This window comes from Pseudomonas sp. RW407 (assembly GCF_003176655.1).
GTDB classification, from domain to species: domain Bacteria; phylum Pseudomonadota; class Gammaproteobacteria; order Pseudomonadales; family Pseudomonadaceae; genus Pseudomonas; species Pseudomonas delhiensis.
Genome location: NZ_QGSL01000107.1, coordinates 620930 through 638166, shown reverse-complemented (window position 1 = coordinate 638166; position 17237 = coordinate 620930). Strand labels below are relative to the sequence as shown.

Here is a 17237-nt window from a genome sequence, read left to right as displayed (position 1 = left end):
CGGTGGCCAGGCCGAGGCTGGCGGTGACCACGCCGAAGGGGCTTTCGCGGTGTTCCAGGCGCTCGGCCGCCAGGCGTTGCAGGAAGCCGCGGGCCACCGCTTCGGCGCCGGCGCCGTCGGTGCTGGGCAGGATCACCGCCAGTTCCTCGCCGCCGTAGCGCGCCACCAGGTCGCCCGGGCGGCGCACGCAGGCGCTGAGCAGCCCGGCCACCACCTTCAGGCAGTCGTCGCCGGCCTGGTGGCCGTAGCTGTCGTTGTAGCGCTTGAAGTGGTCGATATCGATCAGCAGCAGCGACAGCGGCGCGCCTTCGCGGGCGCAGCGGCGGGCCTCGGTGCCCAGGGTCTCGTCGAAGCAGCGGCGGTTGGCCAGGCCGGTCAGCGCGTCCTGGGTGGCCAGCACGCGCAGCTGGTCGTTGGCCTGCAGCAGTTCCTCGCGGGCGCTGGCGAGCTGGCGGCTGGTGCGGGTGCGCCGGCGGATGCCGATGAGCAGGCGCTGGCCGGTCAGGCCGAGCACCGCCAGCAGCGCCAGGGCGATGCCGGCATTGAGCTCGGCCTGGGTGCGCCAGTCCTGCAGGACCTCCTCCTTGCTCAGCGCCACCGTGGTCACCAGCGGATAGTGGTCGTTGCGGCGAAACACGTAGAGCCGCTCCACGCCGTCCAGGCGCGAGGTGGCGCTGGCGCTGCCGGAGTCGGCGTGGCGCAGGTAGTCGGTGAACAGCGGCGAGTCCGACAGGTCGCGGCCCATGTCGGCCTCGCGGAAGGGATGGCGCACCAGCAGCTGGCCGTTGTCGCGGGTCAGGCTCATGGCGCCGTGGCGGCCGATGTCGAGCCGGCCGAACAGGCCGAGGAAGTTCTCGATGCTCAGGGTCGCCACCACCACGCCGGCGAAGCTTCCGTCCGGGTGGTCGAGGCGGCGGCTGACGGTGATCACCCACTGGCCGGTGGAGCGGCTGCGGATCGGCGGGCCGATGAAGATATCCCGCGAGGGGTCGTCGCGGTGGTGGATGAAGAAGGCGCGGTCCGCGCTGCTCGCCCCCGGCGGGACGCTGCCGCTGGACACCAGCAGCCAGCGGCCGCGCGCGTCGAACAGGGAAATGCCGAGCACCTGGCTGAGCACCTCCTGCTGGCGCCCCAGCAACCCCTGCAGGTGTTCCAGCTGCAGGGGCCCCAGGCCATCGCTCTCGATGCGGTCGGCCAGGTCCAGCAGCAGCACCTCGCACTGGCGGATGACACCCTCGGTGTAGGAGTCCAGCGCCTGGGTGAGGTTGAGCATGTCGGTGTTGACGTCACGCAGGGTGCGCTCGCGCGAGGACCAGGTCTGCCAGGCGGTCAGCAGTGCCAGGGAGACGCAGGTCATGAACAGCAGGAGGGACGCTACGCGGGTATCACGCTTCACGGCATCACGGGCTCAACACGGGGAAAACCGTTGCCGGACGGCGCGGCCCCCTGTCGGGACCGGCAGCGGCGATCGGGCGCAGCCGTCTGCGCGCCGGGTATTCTAGCCCGCTAGCGCGAATCCGCCCATGACCGGTCGGTCACGCCGGTGCATCGAGCAAGGCGCTGAGCACCGCGCGCAGCTTGCCCGGTTTCACCGGCTTGTTCAGCAGCGGGATGCCCAGGCGCTGCAGGGCGCGGCGGCAGTCGTCGCTGCGGTCGGCGCTGATCATCACCGCGGGGATCTCGCGGCCGTAGTGGCGGCGCAGGTCGCGCACCAGTTCGCAGCCGGTGGCGCCGTGGTCCAGGTGGTAGTCGGCGAGTATCGCCTCCGGCGGCCGCGGCCCGAGCAGCGCCAGGGCGGCGTCGCGGTCGGTGGCGGTGAGCACCTCGCAACCCCACTGGCCGAGCAGCGCGGCCATGCTGAAGAGGATCGAGGTCTCGTTGTCCACCACCAGCAGGCGCCGCCCCGGCAGCGGGTCGCCGGTGCTCGGGCGCGGCGCGGCATCGCCGCTGGCGCGCGGCGGCAGGGCCTCGGCCAGGGGCACTTCGAGGGCGAACAGCGAGCCGCGCCCGGGCACCGAGCGCACCTGCACCGCGCAGCCGAGCAGCCCGGCGATGCGGTCGACGATGGCCAGGCCCAGGCCCACGCCCTGGCGCTCGGCGGCGCGGCCGGCGTCGAGCTGGTTGAATTCGAGGAAGATCGCCTGCAGCTGGTCTGCCGGGATGCCGCGGCCGGTGTCCCACACTTCCAGGCGCACGCTGGCACCGCGCCGCCGCGCGGCCAGCAGCACGCCACCATGGCCGGTGTAGCGGCAGGCGTTGCTGAGGAAGTTGCGCAGGATGCGCGACAGCAGGCGGGCGTCGGTGCGCACCGACAGGTTGGGGATGCGCACCCGCAGTTGCAGGCCGGACGACAGCGCCACGCTTTCGAACTCCGAGGCCAGCGGGCCGAGCAGTTCGTCCAGGCCGTGCACGTCCAGGTCCGGGCGGATCGCGCTCTGGTCCAGGCGGGCGATCTCCAGCAGGTCGGTCAGCAGGTTCTCGGCGCCTTCCAGGGCCTGGTGGGTGCGCTCCACCAGTTGCTGCTCGGCGCCCGGCAGCTGCCGCTCGCGCAGGGTGGCCACCAGCAGCCGCGCGGCGTTGAGCGGCTGCAGCAGGTCGTGGCTGGCCGCCGCCAGGTACTTGTCCTTGCTGCGGTTGGCCGCCTCGGCGGCGTCGCGCGCCTCGCGCAGCTGCTGGTTCAGCGCTTCCAGCTCGCCGGTGCGTTCGGCCACTCGCTGCTCCAGCTCCTCGTTCAGGGTCTGCAGGCGCTGCTGGGCCAGGATGCGCTCGGTGATGTCGGCGACGAAGCCTTCCACCAGGCCTTCCTCGTCGGGCTTGAGCAGCAGGTTCATGAGCACGTCGACGTGGCTGCCGTCCTTGCGCAGCAGGCGCGTCTCGTAGCCGAACAGCCCGCCCTGCTCGCGCAGCAGGTCGCGGATGCGGCGCATCTCCGCCTCGCCGCCGGCGAACAGCTGGGTCGCCATGTCCTGCAGGTTCCACAGCACCTGCTGCGGGTCGGCGTAGCCGAGCATCCGCGCCAGGGCCGGGTTGGCCGCGCGCAGCCCGTCACTGAGGCTGGCCTGGAAGATGCCGTGCACGGCGTGCTCGAACAGCCACTTGTAGCGGTTGCGCTCGGTTTCCAGTTCCTCCAGGCGCGCCAGCAGCTCGGGGTAGTGGCTCTTGCGCGTGGAGTGGCTGCCCAGGCCGAGCAGCGCCGCCAGGGCGTCCTGCTGGGGCTCAGAGGGCCTCGCCATAGACCACCTCGACGTCGCGCTGGCTGGACTCGCGCGGGTTGGTGAGGATGCACGGGTCCTGCATGGCGTGGCGCGACAGGAAGGGGATGTCGGAGATGCCCACGCCGTGCGGGCCGAGGGTCTCGTGGAAGCCCACGGCGCGCTTGAGGGCGATCAGGTGCTCGACCAGGCGCTGGCGGATCTGCGCGTGGGTCAGGCCGCGGCAGTCGATGCCGAAGGTCTCGGCGATCACCTTGAAGCGCTCGGGCGCGGCGTTGTAGTTGAAGGCCACCACGTGCTCCACCAGCACCGCGTTGCACAGCCCGTGGGGCAGGTCGAGGTAGCCGCCCAGGCTGTGGGACATGGCGTGCACCGCGCCGAGGATGGCGTTGGAGAAGGCCAGCCCGGCCTGCATGCTGCCGAGCATGATCTTCTCGCGCAGGGCGATGTCGTCGGGGTTGGCGATCATCTGCACCAGGTTGCCGTCGATCAGGCGCATGGCCTCCAGCGCGTGGCTGTCGGTGAGCGGGCCGTGGCCGGTGGAGACGAAGGCCTCGATGGCGTGCACCAGGGCGTCGATGCCGGTGCAGGCGGAAAGGAAGCGGTCCATGCTCAGGGTGGTTTCCGGGTCGATCAGCGACACGTCGGGCACCACCGCCTTGCTCACCACCGAGAACTTCATGCGCTCGTCCTGGTTGGAGATGATGACGAACTGCGAGACGTCGGCCGAGGTGCCGGCGGTGGTGGGGATGAGGATCAGCGGCGGGCTGGGCACGCGCAGCTTGTCCACGCCCTCGAACTCGAGGATGTTGCGGCCGTGGGCGGCGACGATGCCGATGCCCTTGGCGCAGTCCATGGGGCTGCCGCCGCCGACCGCGACTATCACGTTGCAGCCTTCGCTGCGGTACAGCTCGGCGCCGCGCATCACTTCTTCCACGCGCGGGTTTGGGGATACGTCGGTGTACAGGCAATGGTCAATGCCCTGCCCGGCCAGGCTGGCCTGCACGTCGGCCACCCAGCCGGCGGCGAGCACGCCGGGGTCGGACACCAGCAGCACCTTGCGGGCGCCGAAGGTCTTGGCGTAGTTGGCGACGGTATGCCGGCAGCCGGCACCGAAGATGATCTCTGGCGAGACGAATTTGCGCAGCAGGCTGAGGTCGTGGCTCATGGGGTGCTTGTTCTTGTTATGAAATGTTTCCGCGAGCCTACTGCATCCGTCGGCGATTGCAATGCGACCTTGGCCAGACCGTCAGCCGCCCAGCAGCGCGCGGTAGAAGCGCCACTCGGCATCCAGCGCGTGGGCCAGGTTGGCCGCCTGTCGGAAGCCGTGGCGCTCGCCGGGGTACAGGTGGCATTCCACGGCCAGGCCGCGCTGGCGCAGGCTGGCGACCATGGCGCGGGTCTGCTCGGGCACCACCACCGCGTCCAGCTCGCCCTGGAAGAAGATCACCGGCGCCTGGATACGCGCGGCGTGCAGCAGCGGCGTGCGCGCCCGGTAGCGGCGGGCGTCGCGCTGCGGGTCGCCGATCAGCCAGTCGAGGTAGTCGGCCTCGAACTTGTGCGTCACCCGCCCCAGCGCCAGCGGGTCGCTGACGCCATAGAGGCTGGCGCCGCCGCGGAAGCCGCCGACGAAGGCCAGGGCGCAGAGCGCGCTGTAGCCGCCGGCGCTGGCGCCGCGGACGAACACCCGCTGGCGGTCGATCAGCCCGTCGGCGGCCAGCCGCACCACCGCCGCCCAGATGTCCTGCACCTCCACCCTGCCCCATTCGCCGCGCAGCCGTTCGCGGTAGGCGCGGCCGAAGTTGGCGCTGCCGCGGTGGTTGAGGTCGGCCACGGCGAAGCCGCGCTGGGTCCAGAACTGGATGCGCGCATCGAACGCCGGGTAGCAGGCCGAGGTCGGCCCGCCATGCAGGAACACCACCAGCGGCGGCCGCCGCCCCGCCGGGCCGCGGCACTGGGCATTGCGCGGCGGGTAGAAGAAGCCGTGGCCGCGCTCGTTGCCGGCCACCGGGTAGGCGAAGGGCTGCGGGCGCGACAGCTCGGCCTCCTGCAGCGGGCACTCGCCGCCGCAGAGCAGCTGTACGTGGCCATCGTCGCGGCCGATGGCCAGCACCGCCGGCAGGCGGTCCTCGGCGGCGGCGATGCAATAGAAATGCGTGGCGTCGGCGGCCAGGGCGCGGAAGCGCGAGAAGTCCGGGGCCAGGCGCCGTTCGCCGCCCTCGGCAGCGCGCAGGACCAGCAGCCCGCGGCCTTCCTCGAAGCGGCTCAGCAGCATTTCGCCGCCGGGCAAGGGCAGGTAGCTGCGCCCGCCCAGTTGCCAGGGCGCCGGGGCATGGTCGGCGGCGGCGAAGGCACCGGCTTGTCCATCCTCGACCTCGGGGCGCCACCAGCCGCTGTGGTCGCTCAGCCAGTGCAGGCTGCCCTGGCCGTCGAAGCGCGGTTGCTGGATCGACTCGCCGCCGCCCTCGCCCGCCAGGCAGCGGCGCAGGCCGTCCTGCAGCAGGCACAGGCGGGTCGCGGTCCAGGGTTGTTGCGGGCGGTCCCATTCCACCCAGGCGATGCGCGCCCCGTCGGGCGCGGCTAGCGGCGCGGCGTAGAAGTCCGCGCCCTCGGCGACGACCTGGCGCGCGCCGTCGGCCGCCAGGCGCACGATGCGGTGCACCACCGCGTCGCCCTCGCGGCTTTCCTCCACCGCCAGCAGCGCGTTCCAGGCCGCCACGTAGTGCAGGTCGCCATAGCGGCATTGCGGCCGCGCCGTCAGTTGCCGGGGCGGCTCGCCGAAGCGCAGCCAGCGCACCTGCTGGTCGCCCTCCTCCACCCAGGCCGCGCCGTCGGCGGTGGCGCAGCAGGCGCCGCCGCCGTACTCGTAGACGCGGCTGCGCGCCGAGGCACCGGGCGGCGTCAGCTCCCGCAGCTCGCCGGCGCGCCACAGGTACAGGCGGCAGCGTGCGCTGCGCGGCTCGAACGCCAGCCACAGCAGCCCGCCATGGGCCGCGTGCAGTTCGGCGAAGTCGCGCCCCGCCGCCACCGCGCGCTCGGCGCTCCAGGCGCTGGGCCAGTCGCCGTAGGCCAGGCTGCGCACCCTCAGGCCTTGCAGATCAGCTGCGAGGCACGCTGGTTGCGCCAGGTGAGCTGGTCCAGGCCCTGCGGCGCTTCCTCGGCCTGGCGCCGGGCGTCGAGGATCAGCCCGTGGTGCTCCGACTTGGCGCACACCGGGTCGGTGGCGTCGGCATTGCCGGTGAGCATGTAGGCCTGGCAGCGGCAGCCGCCGTGGTCGCGCTCCTTCTCCGAGCAGGAGCGGCACGGCTCGGGCATCCAGGCATCGCCGCGGTAGCGGTTGAAGCCGAAGGACTCGTACCAGATGTGCTGCAGGCTGTGCTCGCGCACGTTGGGGAACTTGACCGGCAACTGCCGCGCGCTGTGGCACGGCAGCGCGGTGCCGTCGGGGGTGACGTCGAGGAACACGCTGGCCCAGCCGCCCATGCAGGCCTTGGGCCGCTCCTCGTAGTAGTCCGGGGTGACGAAGATCAGCTTGCAGGGGTTGCCGGCGGCGGCCAGGCGCTCGCGGTATTCGTTGGTGATGCGCTCGGCGCGCTCCAGCTGCGCGCGGGTGGGCAACAGGCCGGCGCGGTTGAGTTCGGCCCAGCCGTAGAACTGGCAGGTGGCGAGTTCGACGAAGTCCGCCTCCAGTTCGATGCACAGCTCGATGATGCGCCCGATGTTGTCGATGTTGTGCCGGTGGGTGACGAAGTTGAGCACCATCGGGTAGCCGTGGGCCTTCACCGCGCGGGCCATGGCCAGCTTCTGGGCGAAGGCCTTGCGCGAGCCGGCGAGCAGGTTGTTCACCTCCTCGTCGGCGGCCTGGAAGCTGATCTGGATGTGGTCCAGCCCGGCCTCGGCGAACTGCGCCAGGCGCGCCTCTGTCAGGCCGATGCCGGAGGTGATCAGGTTGGTGTAGAAGCCCAGCCCGCGGGCCGCGCCGATCAGTTCGGCGAGGTCCTGGCGCAGCAGCGGCTCGCCGCCGGAGAAGCCCAGTTGCGCGGCGCCCAGCTCGCGTGCCTGGCGGAACACCTCGATCCACTCGGCGGTGGAAAGCTCGCCGCCCTGTTTGGCGAAGTCCAGCGGGTTGGAGCAGTACGGGCACTGCAGCGGGCAGCGGTAGGTCAGCTCGGCCAGCAGCCACAGCGGCGGGCCGGCGCCTTCAGTGCAGCTCGATCCAGAATTGCGCATGGGCCACCTCGAGGAACGCCAGGATGTCTTCGTCGATGCCCGGCACGCCGGGGAAGCTCTTGCTCAGCTCGGCGATGATCGCCGCCACGTCGCGTTGGCCATCGACGCGCTGGAGGATTTCCCCGGCGCTGTCGTTGAGCTTGACCATGCCTTCGGGGTAGAGCAGCACGTGGCAACCCTGGGCCGGCTCGAACTGCAGGCGGAAGCCGCGGCGGATGCGCGGCACGCTGTCCAGCGAGGGCAGGCTCATCACAGCAGCCCCCGGTGCCAGATGCGCTCGCGGGTGACCGTGTGGTAAGGCGGGCGCTCCAGCTCGTAGGCCATGCTCATGGCGTCGAGCATGCTCCAGAGCACGTCGAGCTTGAACTGCAGGATCTCCAGCATGCGTTCCTGGGCCTCGCGGGTGCGGTAGTGCCCGAGGGTGATGCGCAGGCCGTGCTCGACGTCGCGGCGCGCCTGGGACAGGCGGCTGCGGAAGTAGTCGTAGCCGGCCGCGTCTATCCACGGGTAGTGCTGCGGCCAGGCGTCCAGCCGCGACTGGTGGATATGCGGGGCGAACAGCTCGGTCAGCGAGCTGCTGGCGGCCTCCTGCCAGCTGGCGCGGCGGGCGAAGTTGACGTAGGCGTCCACCGCGAAGCGCACGCCGGGCAGCACCAGTTCCTGGGACAGCACCTGCTCGCGCTCCAGCCCCACCGCCTCGGCCAGGCGCAGCCAGGCCTCGATGCCGCCGGGCTCGCCGGGACGGCCGTCGTGGTCGAGGATGCGCTGCACCCACTCGCGGCGGGTGTCGCGGTCCGGGCAGTTGGCCAGGATGGCGGCGTCCTTCAGCGGGATGTTCAGCTGGTAGTAGAAGCGGTTGGCCACCCAGCCCTGGATCTGCTCGCGGGTGGAGCGGCCCTCGTACATGGCCACGTGGAACGGGTGGTGGATGTGGTAGCAGGCGCCCTTGGCGCGCAGCGCCTGCTCGAATTCGGCGGGGCTCATGGCGGCGTTCATCGCGTACTCCCTCTACAGGTGGATGGCCATGCCGTCCCAGGCCACTTCGACGCCGCGGGCGTCCAGCTGGGCGCGCTCGGGCGAGGCCGGGTCGAGGATGGGGTTGGTGTTGTTGATGTGGATGAGCACCTTGCGCGGCCCGGGCACGCCGTCCAGCACTTCGAGCATGCCGCCGGGGCCGCTCTGGGCCAGGTGGCCCATCTCGCTGCCGAGCTTGTCGCCCACCTCGCAGCGGCGCATCTCGTCGTCGCGCCACAGGGTGCCGTCCACCAGCAGGCAGTCGGCGCGGCGCATCCAGCCCAGCAGGGCGTCGTCCACCTGGCCCAGGCCGGGGGCGTAGAACAGCTTGCCGCCGCTGCCCAGGTCCTCGACGAACAGGCCGATGTTGTCGCCCGGGTGCGGGTCGTGGCGGTGCGGCGAATACGGCGGCGCGGCGCTGCGCAGGGGGATGGCGGTGAAGCGCAGGTTCGGGCAGGCGGGAACGCTGAAGGGTGCGCCGTCCAGCTCGATCAGGTGGTGGCGCAGGCCGCCGTTCCAGTGCTGCAGCATGCTGAACAGCGGGAAGCCGGTGGAGAGGTCCTGGTGGACCATGCGCGTACACCAGACGTCGTGCGGGCAGCCCTCGCGCAGGCTGAGCAGGCCGGTGCAATGGTCGATCTGGCTGTCCAGCAGGAGGATGCCGGCGATCGCCGTGTCGCGGACCTTGCGTGCCGGCTGCAGGGCCGGGAAGGCGGCGAGCTGGGCGCGGATGTCGGGTGAGGCGTTGCAGAGGATCCAGCGCTCGCCGTCGTCGGACAGGGCGATGGAGGATTGCGTGCGCGGTTGCGCCAGCACCTGGCCGGTGCGCACGCCATGGCAGTTGCGGCAGTTGCAGTTCCACTGCGGGAAGCCGCCACCGGCGGCCGAACCGAGAATACGGATGTGCATGACAGTGCCCCGTGGGCAGGGGCCCCGGAAGACCGGGGCCGGGTGGATCAGCGGTTGGCGAAGTACAGGGTCACTTCGAAGCCAAGGCGCAGGTCGGTGAAGCTAGGCTTGGTCCACATGGGTCTGTCCTCTTCTTGTTGGCCGGCGATTCCGGCAGGTCGAGTTAAACACCGGGGGTGGGTCCTCCGAATGATACTTTCGAAGGAGTTTTCCCCCTGATTTGGTAGGGAGGGGGGACGGCTTTTTTGTGGATGTGCCTCCCGGTTGCAGGGGTGCGAGCGTTGATGCCGTTCCCTCTCCCTAACCCTCTCCCTGAAGGGAGAGGGGACCGTTCGGCGTGCGCGGGTGTTTCGGCGTTAGCCGGCAACTGCGGGATTCCCAACTGACTCCATTTCCCTTCTCGGCACGGACTGGCCCCCTCTCCCTTCAGGGCGGGGCGCGCAGCCGAGGGCTGGGGAGAGGGAGCGGAGTCACACCAAGACACCGCGATCACCGCGAGGCACCCAAGCCCCCTCCCCCCAAAAACAAAAAACGCGGCCAAAGCCGCGCTCGACAGTCCCGCCGCGCCCGGAAGTGGGAGGGACGCACGGGTCGCCCACGGACGGGCGCATCGAAAAAAGGTGGCCCGGTGGAGCGCCGGGCGCGGGTGTTGAACACGCTTGCCGGAACCGGCCCGCGCCCCTCGGATGGGGACGGGTTCGCGGGCGGCCGGTCTACCTCAGAAGAAGCCCAGCGGGTTGACGTCGTAGCTCACCAGCAGGTTCTTGGTCTGCTGGTAGTGGTCGAGCATCATCTTGTGGGTCTCGCGGCCCACGCCGGACTTCTTGTAGCCACCGAAGGCGGCGTGCGCCGGGTACAGGTGGTAGCAGTTGGTCCACACGCGGCCGGCCTTGATGCCGCGGCCCATGCGCCAGGCGCGGTTGATGTCGCGGGTCCAGACGCCGGCGCCCAGGCCGAACTCGGTGTCGTTGGCGATGGCCAGGGCCTCGGCTTCGTCCCTGAAGGTGGTGACGCCCACCACCGGGCCGAAGATTTCCTCCTGGAACACGCGCATGCCGTTGTGGCCCTTCAGCAGCGTGGGCTGGATGTAGTAGCCGCTGGCGAGGTCGCCGGACAGGCGCTCGCTCTGGCCGCCGGCCAGCAGCTGGGCGCCCTCGTTCTGGGCGATGTCGAGGTAGGAGAGGATCTTCTCGTACTGCTGCTGCGAGGCCTGGGCGCCGACCATGGTCTCGGTGTCCAACGGGTTGCCGCGCTTGATCTGGGCGATCTTCTTCTGCACCTCGGCCATGAACGGCTCGAAGATGGACTCCTGCACCAGCGCGCGGGACGGGCAGGTGCACACCTCGCCCTGGTTGAAGAAGGCCAGCACCAGGCCTTCGGCGGCCTTCTCGATGAAGCTCGGCTCGGCGCGCATGATGTCGTCGAAGAAGATGTTCGGGCTCTTGCCGCCCAGCTCCACGGTGGACGGGATGATGTTCTCCGCGGCGCAGTGGAGGATGTGCGAGCCCACCGGGGTGGAGCCGGTGAAGGCGATCTTGGCGATGCGCTTGCTGGTGGCCAGGGCCTGCCCCGCCTCCTTGCCGAAGCCCTGGACGATGTTGAGCACGCCCGGCGGCAGCAGGTCGCCGGCGATCTCGGCCAGCAGCATGATCGACAGCGGCGTCTGCTCGGCCGGCTTGAGCACGATGCAGTTGCCGGCGGCCAGGGCCGGGGCCAGCTTCCAGGCGGCCATCAGCAGCGGGAAGTTCCACGGGATGATCTGCCCGACCACGCCCAGCGGCTCGTGGATGTGGTAGGCCACGGTGCTGTCGTTGATCTCGGCGGCGCCACCTTCCTGGGCGCGGATGCAGCCGGCGAAGTAGCGGAAGTGGTCGGCGGCCAGGGGCACGTCGGCGTTGAGCGTCTCGCGCACGGCCTTGCCGTTGTCCCAGGTCTCGGCCACTGCCAGCTGTTCCAGGTGTTGCTCGATGCGGTCGGCGATCTTCAGCAGGATCAGCGAGCGCTCCTGCACCGAGGTGCGGCCCCAGGCATCGGCGGCGGCATGGGCGGCGTCCAGCGCGCGCTCCACGTCCTCGGCGGTGGAACGGGGGAACTCGGCGATCGGCTGGCCGTTCACCGGCGAGGTGTTGGTGAAATACTGGCCCAGCACCGGCGGCACGAATTCACCGCCGATGTAGTTGCCATAGCGCGGCTTGAGGGTGACGACGGCACCGGGGGTTCCGGGTGGGGCGTAGATCATGGCGAAGCTCTCCTGTGGCGTCCCGGCGCACCAAGCCCGGGCCTTGCGGCGATCTTAGGCAGCGCCCGCGCCGGCCAGGAATGCGCCCATGGGCGTGAGGGGATAGTTATTTGGTAGTAGAGGGGGGTGTTCGTAGGAGCGAGCTTGCTCGCGAATGGCGTTAGCCGGCGGTATTGGCGTTTGGGGTTGCTCCGCGCCCTCTCCCCAGCCCTCTCCCTGAAGGGAGAGGGGGCTAGTCCGTGCCGAGAAGGGCTCTGGTTTCAGCCGGAGACTCGATGCAAGCCGGCTAACATCGAAATATCAGCACACGCCGAACGGTCCCCTCTCCCTTCAGGGAGAGGGTTAGGGAGAGGGAACGGCGTCAGTGCTTGCACCGCAGCCGCCGGGAGCCACCGTTCGCGAGCAAGCTCGCTCCTACAAAAAGCAAAAAGCCAAAAAGCCAAAAAGCAAAGGGCCGGCACCCGGCCAGCCCCCTGCCCTCACCCCAGCGAACTCAGCGCTTGCTCACCAGGTCCTTCGGCAGCTTGAAGGTCCAGATCATCCCGCCCTGGTCCAGGTCCTTGATGCGCTTGGCCACCTCGCCGCCCCACAGCGGCACGGCGCCGCCCCAGCCGGAAAGCACGGTAACGTATTGCTCGCCGTCCATCTCCCAGGTGATCGGCGAAGCGATCACGCCCGAGCCGGTGTTGAACTCGTAGAGCTTCTTGCCGGTCTTGGCGTCGAAGGCCATCAGGTAGCCCTCGGGGTTGCCGGTGAACACCAGGTTGCCGTGGGTGGCCAGCACGCCGCCCCACAGCGGCGCGTAGTTCTCGTAGCGCCAGACCTGCTTGCCGGTCTTGGGGTCGATGGCGCGCAGCACGCCGATGTACTTCTCGTTCAGCGGCTTGATGGTGAAGCCGGCGCCCAGGTAGGCCGCGCCCTTCTTGTAGGTCACGTTCTCGTTCCACATGTCCATGCCCCACTCGTTGGAGGGCACGTAGAACAGGCCGGTGTCCTGGCTGTAGGCCATGGGCATCCAGTTCTTGCCGCCGAGGAACGACGGCGAGACGAACACCGAAGAGCCCTTGGTAGCGTCGCCCGGCGCGCCGGGGCGGTGGGCGTCGTCGTAGATCGGCCGGCCGTTCTCATCCAGGCCCTTGGCCCAGGTGACCTTGTCGACGAAGGGGAAGCCGCGGATGAACTTGCCGTTGGTGCGGTCCAGCACGTAGAAGAAACCGTTGCGGTCGGCGGTGGCCGCGGCCTTGATGGTCTTGCCGCCATCCTTGTAGTCGAAGGACACCAGCTCGTTGACGCCGTCGAAGTCCCAGCCGTCGTGGGGGGTGGTCTGGAAGTGCCACTTGATCGAGCCGTCCTCCGGGTTCAGCGCCAGGCGCGAGGAGGAGAACAGGTTGTCGCCCGGGCGCAGGTGCGAGTTCCACGGCGACGGGTTGCCGGTGCCGATGAACAGCGAATCGGTGCTCGGGTCGTAGTAGCCGCCCAGCCAGGGCGCGGCGCCGCCGGTCTTCCACAGGTCGCCCGGCCAGGTCTTGCCGGCCTCGCCGCCGGAGATGCCGTTCTCGATGGCCTTGCCGTCCTTGTACACGTAGCCCATGTGGCCTTCGACGGTCGGGCGGCTCCACAGCAGCTCGCCGTTGCTGGGGTCGTACGCCTCGATCTTGCCGACCACGCCGAACTCGCCGCCGGCCACGCCGGTGATCAGCTTGCCCTTGGCGATCAGCGGCGCGGCGGAGATGGAGTAGCCGGCCTTGTAGTCGGCCACGGTCTTCTTCCACACCACCTTGCCGGTGTCCTTGTTCAGCGCCACCAGCTTGGCGTCCAGGGTGCCGAAGATCACCAGGTCGCCATACAGGGCCACGCCGCGGTTGATCACGTCGCAGCAGGGCATGATGCCGTCGGGCAGGCGCGCATCGTACTGCCAGAGCTTGCGCCCGGTGCGCGCGTCCACGGCGAACACCCGCGAGTAGGAGGCGGTGACGTACATCACGCCGTCCTTCACCAGCGGCTGGGCCTGCTGGCCGCGCTGCTTCTCGCCGCCGAACGACAGCGCCCACACCGGGCGCAGCTCCTTGACGTTGTCGCTGTTGAGGGTCTTCAGCGGGCTGAAGCGCTGGCCCTGCTGGTTGATGCCGTTGACCACGATCTGGTCGGTGCGCTTGGCGCTGTCACTGATGTCCTGGTCGGTAACCGCGGCCTGGGCGCCCAGGCTGGCCAGGGCGAGTGCGGCGAAGAGCGCGCTGCGCGCGAAGGAAGGGGTGGGACCTGCATGTCTCATTGCGGCTACCTCTGCGGATTTGTTGTTGTACCCGGGAAGTTTTCCCGGTCTGCCGCAGATTCTTGGCCCGGTGCGGTGGGCCAACAATTGACCGCTTTGCCGAATTCCCTAGTTCCTTGGTAGCAATACCCGAACCTCGGCGCAGGTGTAGCGGGCCTGGTGTAGGGCGCATAACGCCTACGGCGTTATCCGCCGTTTGGCCTCGATCCCCGGCGGCTTCGGGGTTGGCCTTGGCGTTGGCCATGGCCTCGGTGTATCGGCGTATAACCGCGAACGGTTATACGCCCTACGCGAGCCGGGGCGGCTCATTGTTGATCGATACGCGGCAGGGCCTGCTGCTCGTAGCGCGGGTACAGGTGGGTGACGCTGCGGATCAGCTCGTAGCGCGTCAGGCTGATGCCGGCGAAGCGTTCGGGGATGGGGGTGCGCAGCAGGTCGTTCATGTCCGCGCCTTCGCGGGTGCCTTCGCGCATCACGCCGTCGAGCCAGCCGAGGTAGTCGCGCATCTGGGCGAAGGGCTTGGCGTCGGTGGCGATGGGCCCGTGGCCGGGGACGATCAGCTTCCAGGGCAGCGCCTGCAGGGTATCGAGATCGGCCAGCCAAACGTCCAGGCCGGGGCTGTTGGGCGTGGTCAGGGCGCGCTCGTAGAACACCAGGTCGCCGGCGAACAGCACCCCGGTGGTCTCGTCGAGGATCGCCAGGTCCGCTCCGGTGTGGCCACGCAGGCCCAGCAGGCGCAGGCGGTGCGTGCCGACCTGCAGCTCACCCGGCTCCACCGCCTGCGTCGGCAGCACCACCTCGGTGCCGCGCATCCAGTCGCCCACCAGGCGATACATGTTTTCCGCCATGGCGTTGCCCTGTTCCTTCAGCAGCCTGGTGGTGCCGGCCAGCGCACCTATGGGTACGTCGGCAAAAGCCTGGTTGCCCAGGACGTGGTCCGGGTGGTGGTGGGTCAGCAGCACCTGCTTCACCGGCTTGCCGGTGGTCTGCTGGATGACCGCGCGCAGCGCCTCGCCATAGCGCCGCGAGGGGCCGGTGTCGATCACCAGGATGCCGTCGCCGGTGTCGATGAAGGCGACGTTGACGATGTTGCCGCCGTTGTCCTTGGCGAAGTTCCCGGTGCTGCCCTCCACCAGCCAGGTGCCCGCGGCGATCTGCCGGGGTTGCAGGTGGTACTGCAGGTCGGCGAGGACCTGGGTGCAGAGCAGCAGCAGGAAGGTCAGCAGGTAACGCATGGGCACCTCGCGGGCGGGCCGGCCGCCTCAGAGGGCGGCCTCGAATTCGTTGCCGTTGTTGTCGTGCAGGAACAGCTTCGCGTGGGGATGGCCGCGCAGTTCGAAGCTGAAGCTGGGGTTCTCGCTCACCGCCGGGAACAGGTCCAGGCGCGCCAGCACCTCGCCCTCGGGCGTGCGCAGTTCGGCGTGGTCGAGGTAGAACTCCGGAATGCCGCCGACCAGGCCGTTGTCCATCGGGTGGTCCACCTTCAGGCGCAGGCGCGTGTTCGGCCCGCGGGAAAAGGCGCCGCCGTGCACCTGGCCCAGGCGCTGCTCCCAGCCGGCCTGGGCGCGCACCACGCTGGGCGCGGTGCAGCCGCCGCCGGCGGCGTCGACCCAGGCCGAGCCCACGCGCCACACACCGTCCTCGCCGCGCAGGGCGGCGCGGATGGCAGTGGCCTGCTCGATGCGGATGCGCACCGCCAGCAGCGCCTCCAGGTCCTTGCCCGGGTAGAGCGTCAGCACGTGGGGGATGGGGTTCAGCTCGGCCCACAGCACCAGGCGCTCGTAGCGCCCGGGCAGCTGCCGCGCGTCCACCTCCACCGGTACCTGCCGCGAGTCCTCGGCGAAGGGCGGCACGCTCAGCTTCACCCGCTCGTCGAAGACGAAGGGCCCGCCGCCGAGCAGGCGCTTGTGGTGGTAGTCCCACATCACCGAGGGCACCGGGTCGCCCTCCACCGCCGCGGCCAGCAGCGGCAGGCCGCACAGGCCCAACAGCAGGCTACGTCTGCGCATCCCTCCTCCTCGTGCTATTGCACGTCCTGGTACAGACCCGGCAACTCGTAGCGCACGCCGTAGCCGGCGTAGAGCTTGGCCAGCTCGCCACTGCGCACCAGTTCCTCCAGCTCGCCGTCGAGGGCGTTGGACAGTTGGCGGTTGCTCTCGTGCACCGCCATGCCGATGTCCCAGTCCGGCTGGCCGAGGCTGGGGTAGGTGTTCTCGGCGTTCTTCAACTGCTCGTCATGGGCCTGGGCGCGCATCCAGTCCAGCTCGCCGCGCAGCGCCATCACCGCGTCCACCTTGCCGCCGCGCATGGCGTCGAAGGCCGCCTGGGTACTGGGGAAGTGCACGGTCATGGCGCTGAGCTGGCCGCCCAGCACCGAGGTCAGGTAGAACGAGGGCACGCTGTCCAGCTCCACGCCGATGCGGTGCTCGCGGAACGCCGCGATGGTGTCCACCTGCGGCAGCCGGCGGGCGTCGTTGACCACCTGCCAGCGCTCGCGCTGGTAGGGGCCGAACATCACCACCTGGTCGTTGGCCAGCTCGCCGACGTCGTTGCGCTTGTTCGAGTAGTCGCGGTCGTAGGGCACTCGCAGCATCACGTCGGCGACCACGCCCGGGCGCAGGTAGTGGCCCTTCCAGATGAAGTTGCGCAGGTCGTCGTCCAGGCGCTCGCCGGGGATCACCCAGAGGAACTCCGCGCGCAGCCCCAGGCCCTGCGCCAGGCGCGTGGCCAGGTCGACGTCGATGCCGTGGGGCTGGCCGCCCTGCATGTAGCTGTAGGGCGGGAAGTTCTGATAGACCGCCACCCGCAGCACGCCGGAAGCGACCATGTCTTCGTAGGGCCGGACCTTGGCCTCGGCCTGCCCCAGCATCAGGAGCAGGCCGCACAGCAGGCTGAGCAGGCGCATGGCGGCGTCACTCGTCCACGTGCACGCTTTCCAGGTAGCTGCGAATCGCCCACAGCCCTTCCTGGCTGATGTAGTCGGCCATCTTCGGCATGTACACGGCGCCATCGCGCACCGCGCCGTTGATCACCCGTTCCTTGAACCACTCGTCGCCCTCGGCGCCCAGGTCGAGCTTGCGCAGGTCGGGGGCGATGCCGCCGGACTTGGCTTCCAGCCCGTGGCAGCGCGCGCAGTTCTGGTTGTAGGCGGAGGAGCCGATCTCCACCGCCAGCTTGTGGTTGGCGTAGGGCTCGCGGTACGGGTTGGTGTCGCGCCACTCCTTGCCCAGGGGCTCAAGGCCCTTGGTATCCACCGCTTGCGGGGTCACGTTGCCGTGGGCCAGGGCCAGGGCCGAGACACTGAGGCCGGCCAGCACCAGCAGGCCGCGCAAGGAGTTCTTCTTGTTCATCACTTCATTCC

15 protein-coding genes are annotated in these 17237 nt (G+C 69.8%); all 15 read right to left on the bottom strand.

All coding sequences use genetic code 11. The annotated features are described in order from the left end of the window. A partial coding sequence (locus DK254_RS26930) for a sensor domain-containing diguanylate cyclase (protein ID WP_109937313.1) occupies window positions 1-1396 on the bottom strand: 1396 nt, incomplete at its 3' end. Window positions 1397-1535: 139 nt separating this feature from the next. Beyond that, window positions 1536-3233: a NahK/ErcS family hybrid sensor histidine kinase/response regulator gene (locus DK254_RS26925; protein WP_109936280.1), complete on the bottom strand. Its 1698-nt coding sequence runs from the start codon at window positions 3231-3233 to the stop codon at window positions 1536-1538. Continuing rightward, window positions 3217-4380, bottom strand: a complete 1164-nt coding sequence (ercA, locus tag DK254_RS26920; RefSeq protein ID WP_109936279.1) for an alcohol dehydrogenase-like regulatory protein ErcA — start codon at window positions 4378-4380, stop codon at window positions 3217-3219. Before ercA ends, DK254_RS26925 begins: the two co-directional genes overlap by 17 nt. 81 nt (window positions 4381-4461) lie before the next feature. Beyond that, on the bottom strand, window positions 4462-6294 hold the full coding sequence (locus tag DK254_RS26915) for a S9 family peptidase (RefSeq protein WP_109936278.1): 1833 nt from the start codon (window positions 6292-6294) through the stop codon (window positions 4462-4464). 2 nt (window positions 6295-6296) lie between these two features. After that, window positions 6297-7442, bottom strand: coding sequence for a pyrroloquinoline quinone biosynthesis protein PqqE (gene pqqE / locus DK254_RS26910; protein ID WP_089392311.1), 1146 nt, complete (start codon window positions 7440-7442; stop codon window positions 6297-6299). Continuing rightward, window positions 7414-7692, bottom strand: a complete 279-nt coding sequence (gene pqqD / locus DK254_RS26905) for a pyrroloquinoline quinone biosynthesis peptide chaperone PqqD (protein ID WP_109936277.1) — start codon at window positions 7690-7692, stop codon at window positions 7414-7416. The genes pqqE and pqqD overlap by 29 nt, the downstream gene beginning before the upstream one ends. Continuing rightward, window positions 7692-8438: a pyrroloquinoline-quinone synthase PqqC gene (gene pqqC, locus DK254_RS26900; RefSeq protein ID WP_109936276.1), complete on the bottom strand. Its 747-nt coding sequence runs from the start codon at window positions 8436-8438 to the stop codon at window positions 7692-7694. The genes pqqD and pqqC overlap by 1 nt, the downstream gene beginning before the upstream one ends. Window positions 8439-8450: 12 nt before the next feature. Next, window positions 8451-9365, bottom strand: coding sequence for a pyrroloquinoline quinone biosynthesis protein PqqB (pqqB, locus tag DK254_RS26895; RefSeq protein ID WP_089392308.1), 915 nt, complete (start codon window positions 9363-9365; stop codon window positions 8451-8453). Between the two features lie 47 nt (window positions 9366-9412). Next, complete coding sequence (pqqA, locus tag DK254_RS26890) at window positions 9413-9484, bottom strand: pyrroloquinoline quinone precursor peptide PqqA (RefSeq protein ID WP_003106462.1); 72 nt, start codon at window positions 9482-9484, stop codon at window positions 9413-9415. 599 nt (window positions 9485-10083) lie between these two features. Beyond that, window positions 10084-11604: an aldehyde dehydrogenase family protein gene (locus DK254_RS26885; RefSeq protein ID WP_109936275.1), complete on the bottom strand. Its 1521-nt coding sequence runs from the start codon at window positions 11602-11604 to the stop codon at window positions 10084-10086. Window positions 11605-12097: 493 nt separating this feature from the next. Further along, a complete protein-coding gene (locus DK254_RS26880; RefSeq protein WP_109936274.1) occupies window positions 12098-13876 on the bottom strand; it encodes a methanol/ethanol family PQQ-dependent dehydrogenase in 1779 nt (592 codons plus the stop codon). Between the two features lie 305 nt (window positions 13877-14181). Further along, the gene (locus DK254_RS26875) at window positions 14182-15111 is read right to left on the bottom strand and encodes a quinoprotein relay system zinc metallohydrolase 1 (RefSeq protein WP_109936273.1); all 930 of its coding nucleotides are present in this window, start codon (window positions 15109-15111) and stop codon (window positions 14182-14184) included. Between the two features lie 27 nt (window positions 15112-15138). Further along, window positions 15139-15885 (bottom strand): quinoprotein dehydrogenase-associated SoxYZ-like carrier, encoded by a 747-nt coding sequence (locus DK254_RS26870; RefSeq protein ID WP_109936272.1) that lies wholly within the window; start codon window positions 15883-15885, stop codon window positions 15139-15141. 14 nt (window positions 15886-15899) lie between these two features. After that, entirely contained in the window at window positions 15900-16781 is an 882-nt protein-coding gene (locus DK254_RS26865; RefSeq protein WP_109936271.1) for an ABC transporter substrate-binding protein, read from the bottom strand. Between the two features lie 7 nt (window positions 16782-16788). After that, window positions 16789-17226 carry a cytochrome c-550 PedF gene (pedF, locus tag DK254_RS26860; RefSeq protein WP_109936270.1) on the bottom strand — a complete coding sequence of 146 codons (438 nt, stop codon included), beginning with the start codon at window positions 17224-17226 and terminating at the stop codon, window positions 16789-16791. Between the last annotated feature and the right edge of the window lie 11 nt (window positions 17227-17237).

What these genes read in the sequence shown, in the direction of transcription:
- DK254_RS26865 (WP_109936271.1), bottom strand. Translation starts at nt 16,781, where the DNA reads ATGCGCCTGCTCAGCCTGCTGTGCGGCCTGCTCCTGATGCTGGGGCAG.
- DK254_RS26875 (WP_109936273.1), bottom strand. Translation starts at nt 15,111, where the DNA reads ATGCGTTACCTGCTGACCTTCCTGCTGCTGCTCTGCACCCAGGTCCTC.
- DK254_RS26925 (WP_109936280.1), bottom strand. Translation starts at nt 3,233, where the DNA reads ATGGCGAGGCCCTCTGAGCCCCAGCAGGACGCCCTGGCGGCGCTGCTC.
- DK254_RS26880 (WP_109936274.1), bottom strand. Translation starts at nt 13,876, where the DNA reads ATGAGACATGCAGGTCCCACCCCTTCCTTCGCGCGCAGCGCGCTCTTC.
- pedF (WP_109936270.1), bottom strand. Translation starts at nt 17,226, where the DNA reads ATGAACAAGAAGAACTCCTTGCGCGGCCTGCTGGTGCTGGCCGGCCTC.
- ercA (WP_109936279.1), bottom strand. Translation starts at nt 4,380, where the DNA reads ATGAGCCACGACCTCAGCCTGCTGCGCAAATTCGTCTCGCCAGAGATC.
- pqqC (WP_109936276.1), bottom strand. Translation starts at nt 8,438, where the DNA reads ATGAACGCCGCCATGAGCCCCGCCGAATTCGAGCAGGCGCTGCGCGCC.
- pqqD (WP_109936277.1), bottom strand. Translation starts at nt 7,692, where the DNA reads ATGAGCCTGCCCTCGCTGGACAGCGTGCCGCGCATCCGCCGCGGCTTC.
- pqqB (WP_089392308.1), bottom strand. Translation starts at nt 9,365, where the DNA reads ATGCACATCCGTATTCTCGGTTCGGCCGCCGGTGGCGGCTTCCCGCAG.
- DK254_RS26885 (WP_109936275.1), bottom strand. Translation starts at nt 11,604, where the DNA reads ATGATCTACGCCCCACCCGGAACCCCCGGTGCCGTCGTCACCCTCAAG.
- DK254_RS26870 (WP_109936272.1), bottom strand. Translation starts at nt 15,885, where the DNA reads ATGCGCAGACGTAGCCTGCTGTTGGGCCTGTGCGGCCTGCCGCTGCTG.
- pqqE (WP_089392311.1), bottom strand. Translation starts at nt 7,442, where the DNA reads ATGCGCAATTCTGGATCGAGCTGCACTGAAGGCGCCGGCCCGCCGCTG.